This is a genomic window from Cellulosimicrobium cellulans (assembly GCF_016921195.1).
GTDB lineage: Bacteria > Actinomycetota > Actinomycetes > Actinomycetales > Cellulomonadaceae > Cellulosimicrobium > Cellulosimicrobium cellulans_F.
Genome location: NZ_JAFGYF010000021.1, coordinates 1 through 9,134, shown reverse-complemented (window position 1 = coordinate 9,134; position 9,134 = coordinate 1). Strand labels below are relative to the sequence as shown.

Annotated in this window: 5 protein-coding genes; 3 read left to right on the top strand and 2 right to left on the bottom strand. The window is 72.4% G+C overall.

Annotated features, from left to right (window positions below; all coding sequences use genetic code 11):
- The 3 genes from JN535_RS20415 to JN535_RS20405 all read left to right on the top strand — a co-directional run.
- Nucleotides 1-1,471: cadherin-like domain-containing protein (locus JN535_RS20415; RefSeq protein ID WP_205207633.1), on the top strand; the 1,471-nt coding region annotated here is incomplete at its 5' end.
- A gap of 540 nt (nucleotides 1,472-2,011) precedes the next feature.
- Nucleotides 2,012-2,566, top strand: coding sequence for an Ig-like domain-containing protein (locus tag JN535_RS21680; RefSeq protein WP_205207632.1), 555 nt, complete (start codon nucleotides 2,012-2,014; stop codon nucleotides 2,564-2,566).
- Nucleotides 2,567-2,814: 248 nt separating this feature from the next.
- The gene (locus JN535_RS20405) at nucleotides 2,815-5,838 is read left to right on the top strand and encodes a sigma-70 family RNA polymerase sigma factor (RefSeq protein WP_205207631.1); all 3,024 of its coding nucleotides are present in this window, start codon (nucleotides 2,815-2,817) and stop codon (nucleotides 5,836-5,838) included.
- Here the strand turns inward: JN535_RS20405 and JN535_RS20400 are convergent.
- Together JN535_RS20400 and JN535_RS21340 are read right to left on the bottom strand one after the other, a co-directional pair.
- A complete protein-coding gene (locus JN535_RS20400) occupies nucleotides 5,822-7,387 on the bottom strand; it encodes a helix-turn-helix transcriptional regulator (RefSeq protein ID WP_205207630.1) in 1,566 nt (521 codons plus the stop codon). The genes JN535_RS20405 and JN535_RS20400 overlap by 17 nt on opposite strands.
- Before the next feature lie 193 nt (nucleotides 7,388-7,580).
- Nucleotides 7,581-9,134: cadherin-like domain-containing protein (locus tag JN535_RS21340; RefSeq protein ID WP_205207629.1), on the bottom strand; the 1,554-nt coding region annotated here is incomplete at its 5' end.

The window sequence follows — 9,134 nt, the reverse complement described above, 5'->3', positions numbered from 1 at the left end:
CACCAAGGACACCCCGGTGACGGGCACGTCCCTGACCACCCAGATCCCCGACGGATTCACCTACGTCCCCGGCACCACCCGCAACGTCCTGGCCCCCGGCTCCGACGTCACCACCGGTACCGTCGGCGCCGAGACCAAGGCCGTCGCCGTCACCGACTCCGTCTGGACCGGCGACAACCTCCAGGTCTCCCCCTCGGCCGGGTTCAACGGCGAGTCCAACGCCTCCCAGACCGGCATCCTGCGCAACGGCACCAAGCGCTACCTCAACCTGCACCAGTGCGACTTCTTCAACAGTGGGAACCTCCAGCACATCGTCTCCATGAGTTCTGCCGGCCTGGAGTCATGGACGGCCGGGACGAACGCGTCGAACACCGCGGACACGGAACTCGACTGCGGGCCCGGCGACCAGAACTGGGCGGTGCACCCCGCTGCCAGCGGCGTCCAGGCGATCGACCTCCTGGGTAGCCGCTACTTCAACCTGCACCAGTGCGACTTCTTCAACGGCTCCACGGGAGCCCACATCATCTCCTCAAGCGCTGTCGGCGAGGAGTCATGGACGGCCGGGACGAACGCGTCGAACACCGCGGACACGGAACTCGACTGCGCGCCCGGCGACCAGAACTGGGCGGTGCACCCCGCTGCCAGCGGCGTCCAGGCGATCGACCTCCTGGGTAGCCGCTACTTCAACCTGCACCAGTGCGACTTCTTCAACGGCTCCACGGGAGCCCACATCATCTCCTCAAGCGCTGTCGGCGAGGAGTCATGGACGGCCGGGACGAACGCGTCGAACACCGCGGACACGGAACTCGACTGCGCGCCCGGCGACCAGAACTGGGCGGTGCACCCCGCTGCCAGCGGCCTTCAGTCGTTGGATCTCTTGGATGCGGCGCGTGGTCAGGGGTTCATCGAGTTCGCGTTCACCTCCGAGGTCCCCGACCCGCCCGCGTGTGGGGAGATCGTGACCGAGCCGGCCGTGACCTCTACCCGTCAGGGTGTGCTCAACGGCACCGGGACCGGCACTCCGACCTCGACCGCCGGGATCACTCTGGCCGAGTACACCGCCACCGGGGACCCCTGCCCCGAAGAGCTGGCGGCGAACACCGACGAGTACACCGCCGTGCAGGACACCACCTTGACCGGGAACGTCCTGGACAACGACGTCATCCCCGACGGATCCACCGTCACCGTCACCGGCCCGGGCGCCGGCCCCTGGAACGGTGACCTCACCCTGAACGAGGACGGCACCTTCACCTACACCCCGGCCCCCGGGTACGTCGGCACCGACTCGTTCAGCTACACCATCACCGACCAGGACGGCAACACCTCCGTCGGCACGGTCAACATCACCATCACCGAGGACGAGAACGGCATCCCCCTCATCGCCCCCGGCGCCGCCGCCACCGCAGGCCTGCTCGGCCTGGCCGGCCTCGGCTACACCCGCCGCCGCGAGACCACGAACGAGGTGATCTGACCCCACCAACCGATCCACTTCCTGACAGCGGCCCTCCCACCACCAGGCGGGAGGGCCGCCGTCGTGCGCCCCGGCCCGCGCGGTATGGAAGCAGTACGGAATCGGCACCTACCCCGAGGAGGGCGTCATGGGGAGTCCGTCGTGCCGTCGGTACAGCCGAACGCCGGGCACCGGTCCGGCGCACGAACACAGGAGGTCTCGATGGCAGCACGAGCGCGGGTGTCATGGCGAGGGAGGGCGCTCGGACCGTCCGCCGGAGCGGTAGGTCTGGCGACGGCGGCCCTGGTCGGGTTCGCCGGGGTCGCGGCGGCCGCACCCGTCACCGACGTCGTCGACGGCTCCGGGACGAGCGGGACGTTGGAGTCCGGAGTTCGCTGGGAGTCGACCGCGGAGCTCTCCGGCGGACAGGCCACGTTGACTCAGGGGCAGGAGGCCACCGTCGCTTTCTCGGAGCCGGTGGAGCTTGAGCTTACGATCTGGAGCCTCCAGCAAAATGCGGCGGGACAGGAGTGCGTCTTCGTCTCGGACGGTCTCGAGCCGGTGAGCGTCAGCGCCCGGCACCGTTGGGACCCCGGCACCCGTCAGCTCTGCGGCGTGGAGAACGTGTCCGGCGCGGCGAGCGTGTTCGAGGGTTCGGCGGTCGAGCAGGTGACGGTGACGGCGACCGGGTCCAACGCGACGCACGCGCAGCTCCTCGGCGACTTTCGCGTGACCGTGGAGCGGGACGCCGCAGAGCTTGTCGGCGACTCTGCTGCCACCGTGACCGGTGCGGGGACGACGATCGACGTCCTGGCCAACGACGTCCTGCCCGAGGGGTCGAGCCTGCCGACGGTGGACGCCGCGTCCGCCCACGGAGGCGCGGTCACCGTGACGCCCGAGGGGCTCGTCGTCTACACACCTCCCGCCGGGTTCGTCGGCACCGACTCGTTCACCTACCAGGTCGTCGGGCCGGACCGGGTGGCACGGTCGGCGACCGTGACCGTGACCGTGACCGAGGATGAGAGCAGCATCCCGCTGGTCGCGCCGCTCGGGGCCCTCGCGGCCGGTGTCGGGGCCCTGTCCTTTGTGGCGGTGCGGCGCCGGGCACGCCGCTGACCGACGCGCGCTCGCGCGGCGGATGACCGTGGCGCGTCCCGGTGTTGGGGCGCGCCACGGTCGTGTCGTGGCAGCGCGGCCAGGGGCGGAGGCATGGACCGGGTGAACCGGTCAGACCGGCTAGATAGGTCGAAGTCGGAGAGGTATGGTCCGGTGGGGATTGTGCACGTCCAGTGCCCGCCGCGCCGTGCGGATCAGCACACATGCGCGGTGATACCGTCCGTCCAGGTGCCACGAGGTGTCAGAGCATGCTTGACCGCGCAGAGAGCGGCGCGTCGCAGACCTCGCTCGGCTGGGCGGATCTCCACGACGACCGGCTCGTCGACGCGCTGCGCGCCGGGCAGGACGCGGCGTTCACCGAGCTCTACCGTCGGCACGGTCCCGCGGCGCTCGGGGTGGCCCGGCGCGTCCTCGGAGCGGGACCCAGCGCCGACGACGCGGTGGCGGAGGCCTTCACCGCGCTGCTGGCGAAGGCGCGCGAGGGCGGCGGGCCGACGAGCAACGTCCGCTCGTACCTACTGACGTCCGTGCGCAACGCGGCGCTGAGCCACGTCCGCTCGCAGGAGAGGGTCCGGCCAGCGTCGCATGAGGCTCTCGACGGCCCGGCGCACGACCCCGACCGCCTGACCGTGGCCGAGGACGTCTCCCTCGTGCGCTCGGCGTTCGGCACGCTGCCGGCCCGCTGGCAGCAGGTGCTTTGGTATCTGGACGTGGAGGGCATGACGCCGGCTCAGGCGGCGCCGATGCTCGGCATCTCGCCGAACGCCGCGTCGTCACTGGCCCGGCGAGCGCGCGACCGTCTGCGCCACGGCTATCTCCAGGCCCACGTACGGCGGGCCGACCCCGGGTGCGCGGACTTCTCGCCGCACCTGGCGCGGTACGCGCAGGGTGGTCTCACCCCGCAGGTACGGCGGCGCATCGAGACGCATCTGACGACCTGTGCCCCGTGCACCGCAGTCGTCGAGGAGCTGAGCGACCTCCGCGGTCGTATGCGCATCCTGCTCCTGCCCCTTGGAGCCCCGGCAGTGCTCGCAGCGTCGTCGGACGGCCAGCGTTCGCACCGGGCGGGCAGGTCGGCGCTGGGTGGTCGGTGGGCGGCACAGCGCCGCACTCGTGGCGCAGCCGCCGGCGCCCTCGCCGTGGTCGGTGCGTCCGGGACGTTGGCCTCCGCCCGTCCCACGGACGACGGCTCGGACGGCCCGGCCGACGACCTCGCGACCGGTGTGGTCGGTAGCCCGCCCGAGGGCGTGGTCGGTGGTGTGGCAGGCGTGCACGAGGCGGACGGCGTGGACCGGGCGACGGCGGCAGTACCCCTGGGGGGCGAGCGAGCAGGTGCCGCAGCAGGGGCTGCGGCGGCCGTCGTGGCGGCTGCTGGGGCGGAGCGAGGTCCGTCGGCGCTCTCTCGTCGGGGACGCCGCCGTGGGGTGGGCGGCGCCGCAGTTGCCAGCGCCGTCAGACAGCGCGACGGCGCGTCGTCGGGCGGTCTGCTCCTGCTTCCTATCGTGGGGTGGTTCGGGGAGTGGCCGCGGTGGTGGTCCGCGGTGGTGGGGACGGTGCGTCACCCGGGGCGCTTCGTGCGCCGGGTGTGGTGGTCGCGCCCCGCGCGGACCTGGCCCTGGTCCGTCGGTGTGGTGTCGACGGTGCTCGTCGTGCTCCTGGGCGTGGCGGCATCGGGAATGCTCCCCGTCCCGGTGGTCCTCGCCCCGGTCGGTGCGCCTGTGGCCTCCGACGAGGCGGACCCCGAGGACGCCGAGTCCGGCGTGGAGGGCGACGAGGGTGACCCGTCGGTGCCGGCCGAGGCTCAGGGGAGCGGGGCGGTGCCGACGCCGGGAGAGCACGGCTCCCCGGTGGGCGCACCAGACGGCGCGGGCGGAGAGGGGCCGGGCACCGGGGACGACTCCGGCGCGCCGGGCGACGCTGCACCGCCTGGGGTGCCGCGGGGGGCGGCGGATCCCGGCGACCCCACGACGCCCCCGGACCCGGTCGAGCTCGACGCCGTCTTCGAGGACCTCGGAGACCTCGCGCCCGGGCGCCCCGGGGTCCTCGGCGTCACCGTCACGCACGCCGGCCCGGCCCTGGTCGCGACCGTCGTACTCGAGGTGGTGCTGCCCGCTGGCGTTGCCCTCGACTCTGCCGACCCCGGGCGGGCGTCCTCCGACTGGACGTGTGAGCCGTCGGACGCCGGTGCTCTCTGCACGGTACGCGGGCTCGCCCTCGGGGCGGCCTCGACGCTGCTCGTCCCCGTCGTCGTCGCCGCGCACGCCACCGAGGGCGCGGTTCCCGTCACCGTGCGGCCGGAGGACAGGCGGTCGGACGCGGTGTTCAGCCAGGACGTCATGGTGCGGGACTCGCCGCTCGCCGCGCGCTACGTCGCGGTGGGGGACGTCGGCGTCACCCAGGTGGGGGCCCCGGTCCTGCACTGCCCGCCGTCCGACAGCAGGTGCGCGAGCGTTGTCGACGGCACCGCGACCGGGACCCGGCAGGATAACAAGGCGTGGCAGATGGTGACGGTCGACGAGCTGGGCACGGGAACGCCGTCGTCGCGGGCTCGTCTCGACCTGCCGTCCGGCAGCGAGATCGTCAGCGCGCGGCTGTACTGGGGCGGCGAGTACCGCACCGGCATGTGCGACGGGTCCGTCGGGACGGTGCGGCTGGCCTCGCCCGGTGGATCGCTCAGGCAGCCCGTCGGCGAGGTCGTGGTCGAGCGTGCGCCCGGGCGCGACTACGCGGTCTACCAGGCCAGCGTCGACGTGACGGCGCAGGTCCGGGCCGGGGGGTCGGGAACCTGGGGGGTCGCCGACGTGTGCACCGCCGGTGGCAGCGGGTCGATGGCCGGGTGGGCACTCGTGGTGGTGCACCGGGACCCGACCGGCACCGCCTCGAGACTCGCGATCGTGAACGACGGTCTCCTGGCTGTCACCAAGGGGGACGGAGGCCGCGAGACGGTCGTCGCAGGTCGCGCAGGGTCGCAGGCCCGCATCGGTGCGGTCGCCTGGGAGGGCGACCGCGCGACCGGTGGGGACCAGCTCTTCCTCGATGGCACCGCGCTGGTACCGCTACGGTGGACCGGATCCGGCCCCGGCGCGGTCGGATCGGGCAGCAATGCCTTCGACTCGACGGCCTGGGGGTCGTCCTACGCGAACTCGCTCGGTGTCGACGTGAAGCCGTTCCGGCCGGCAGCGCTGCTCGCCTCGCGTGCCGCGCTGCGTGCCGTGAGTACGGGGGACGACTTCTGGGTGGGGGCGCTCACCGTCGTCACGGGCGGGTCCTGAGCCCGGGCCGGACGACGGGGTCGAGCAGACCGGTCTCGTGCGCCCTCCGCAGTGCGGATGCCCTGTCGTGCACTCCCAGCCGGCGGTAGATGTCGCGCACCTGCGTCTTCACGGTGTTCGCCGACACGAACGACCGACGGGCGATCTGGGTGGCGGTGAGCCCCTGCGCGAGCATGCTCAGCACCTCCGACTGCCGCTCGGAGAGCGTGGCAAACGTCGGCTCGACCGGTTCGCGTGCCGTGCGGGCGAGCTCCTCGACGACGGGGTGCCCGAACAGGCGCGCGGCAACGCGAAGGACGGCGGGCGATCCCCAGCGCAGCGGGAAGGACCCTCCGGTGCGGCAGACCGTGTCGAGAGCGTGGGCGAGCTCGCGGTGGGCGTCGTCGTCGGATCCGAGCGCGAGGTGCGCGTCCGCGCTGAGCAGGCGCGCCTCGATGCGAACGCGTGGTGAGGCGGAGTGGGCGACCGCTGGGTTGCGGACGGCGGCGAGGGCCTCGCGGGGGCGCCGACGGGCGAGGCAGAGCCGCGCCGTCAGGAGCGAGTGCGCAGCGGGCTCCTGGTCGAGGAGCTCGGCCACGAGCTCGGCGCTCGTGCCGCGGCCGTGCTCCAGGTACAGGCGCCCGAGGTCGAGCGCGAGCAGAGGGGGGATCGGCCGGGGCCGGTGCGACTCTCGTGCGACGTCACCGGCGTGGGCCGCGGGAGAGCGCTGCAGCAACGAGGCATGGAGGCCGTCGAGGGCGACGGCGGGCGTCGGGCTCAAGGCGGCGTGCCAGGTGTCCAGGTGCAACGCGACGAACCAGAGGTCCGCCGCCCAGTGCGCGTCCCGGAGGCGGGAGTCGGTGGCGGCACCGGTGGGGCCCGAAGCTTCGAGGAGCGCGACGTTGGTGGCGAGGAGGAGCGGGTCGCCGACCGTCTGCCGCCACCACGGTGGTGGCGAAGGGAGCAAGCAGGCCTCGGCGATCCAACTCTGCGCGCGGTGGCGCTGCGCGTCGAGCGCGAGCGCGAGGGCGGCGGCCTCGGCGGCCGCCCGTGCCAGTCTCGATGCCCCGGTGGAGATCGACAGCCGGTACGCCTCCTCGGCGTGGAGGAGTGCCTCCGTCGTCCGTCCTGCCTCGAGTGCGCTGACGAAGGCCTGGAGCATGACGAGGACCCGGGACTGGGGGAGTTCGGTGTTCCTCGCCCGCAGGAGCCACTGCGAGGCGGTCGCCGACGAAAGACCGGGCTGCCCCGCGCGTCGTTGGTTGGCCGTCCGGATGAAGGCGGACAGCCCGGACAGGGTTTCGTCGGGGGAGGCGTTGGTGGCCCGGTATTGCGGGTGGGTAGGCATCGGGCGTGTCACGGACACGAGGTCGAGGAGGTCGGAGGGGACCGACGGCGGGTCCCCGGCGAGCACCGCGGCCTGGACATCCTGGAGGGCGGTGCCGTCCTCCTCGCCGAGCAGGTCGGTCCAGCAGTGCTCCAGCGCGCTCCGTGCGGCGTCGGCGTCGCCTGTCCGGATGGCGCCCAGCAGCGTATCGACGTCGCCCACGTCGGTGGTCCGGGCCGGCATTGCCTGACACTCCACTGTGCAGTCCTCCCAGATTCCCAGCGTGAAGCTGATATTTCCGATTCGGCGGGGTCTTGCACCACTAGGACGCCGAGCCTCACCGTTCGTGTCATGTGATGCGGGTCACATGCAGCACGGCGGCCCTCCCGCCTGGTGATGGGAGGGCCGCTGTCAGGAAGTGGATCGGTTGGTGGGGTCAGATCACCTCGTTCGTGGCCTCGCGGCGGCGGCGGGTGTAGCCGAGGCCGAGGCCGGCCAGGCCGAGCAGGCCTGCCGTGGCGGCGGCGCCGGGGGCGATGAGCGGGATGCCGTTCTCGTCCTCGGTGATGGTGATGTTGACCGTGCCGACGGAGGTGTTGCCGTCCTGGTCGGTGATGGTGTAGCTGAACGAGTCGGTGCCGACGTACCCGGGGGCCGGGGTGTAGGTGAAGGTGCCGTCCTCGTTCAGGGTGAGGTCACCGTTCCAGGGGCCGGCGCCCGGGCCGGTGACGGTGACGGTGGATCCGTCGGGGATGACGTCGTTGTCCAGGACGTTCCCGGTCAAGGTGGTGTCCTGCACGGCGGTGTACTCGTCGGTGTTCGCCGCCAGCTCTTCGGGGCAGGGGTCCCCGGTGGCGGTGTACTCGGCCAGAGTGATCCCGGCGGTCGAGGTCGGAGTGCCGGTCCCGGTGCCGTTGAGCACACCCTGACGGGTGGACGTCACGGCCGGCTCGGTGATGGTCTGCTCGCACGCGGGCGGGTCGGGGACCTCGGAGGTGAACGCGAACTCGATGAACCCCTGACCACGCGCCGTGTCCAGAAGATCCAGCGCGCGGACGCCCTGCCCGTTCAGCTCCCAGCCCGCGGAACCCGGCCCGCAGAGCGCCGCCGCGTCGGCGGCGTTCGACGCGTTCGTCCCAACAGCCCAGTTGCCCGTCGCGGACCCGGCGTTGGTCGTGTAACGGTAGCGCGGGTTGCCGGTCAGGTCCGACGCGATGGCGTAGTCGCACTGGTGAAGGTTGACGTACCGGTTGCCCAGCGTGTCGAGCACCTCGACCTGGTCGCCGTTGAGCTCCCACGTCAGACCGTTGTTCGTCCCACCCGGCCCGCAGTCGCCCGCGGCCTTCGGCGCGTTCGCCGCGGTCGACGGGGCACCCCAGTTGCCGCCGCCCAGGTTCGTCACCCAGCGCGCCACGTCGCCGCGGCCGACGCTCGGCATCACGTAGTCGCACTCCTGGAGGTTCACGTAACGGTTGCCGAGGAGGTCCAGCGCCGCGACCTGGCTGTTACGCAGTACCCACGTGCCGCCCGCATCCCCCGCCCCACCGGCGCCACAGCTCGCCGCGGAGTCGGCGGTGTTCGACGCGTTCGTTCCGGCACCCCAGTTGCCCCCGCCGAGGTTGGTCACGTACCGGAACTGATCTCGCTCGGTACCCGTGGAACTGCGCAGGACGAAGTCACACTGGTGCAGGTTGAGGTAGCGCTTGATGCCGTTGCGCAGGATGCCGGTCTGGGAGGCGTTGGACTCGCCGTTGAACCCGGCCGAGGGGGAGACCTGCAGGTTGTCGCCGGACCAGACGGAGTCGGCGACGGCGACGGCCTTGGTCTCGGCGCCGACGGTACCGGTGGCCACGTTCGATCCGGGTGCCAGGACGTTGCGGGTGGTGCCGGGGACGTAGGTGAATCCGTCGGGGATCTGGGTGGTCAGGGACGTGCCCGTCACCGGGGTGTCCTTGGTGGTGTCGTAGAACAGGCGGGCCAGGACCTGCTG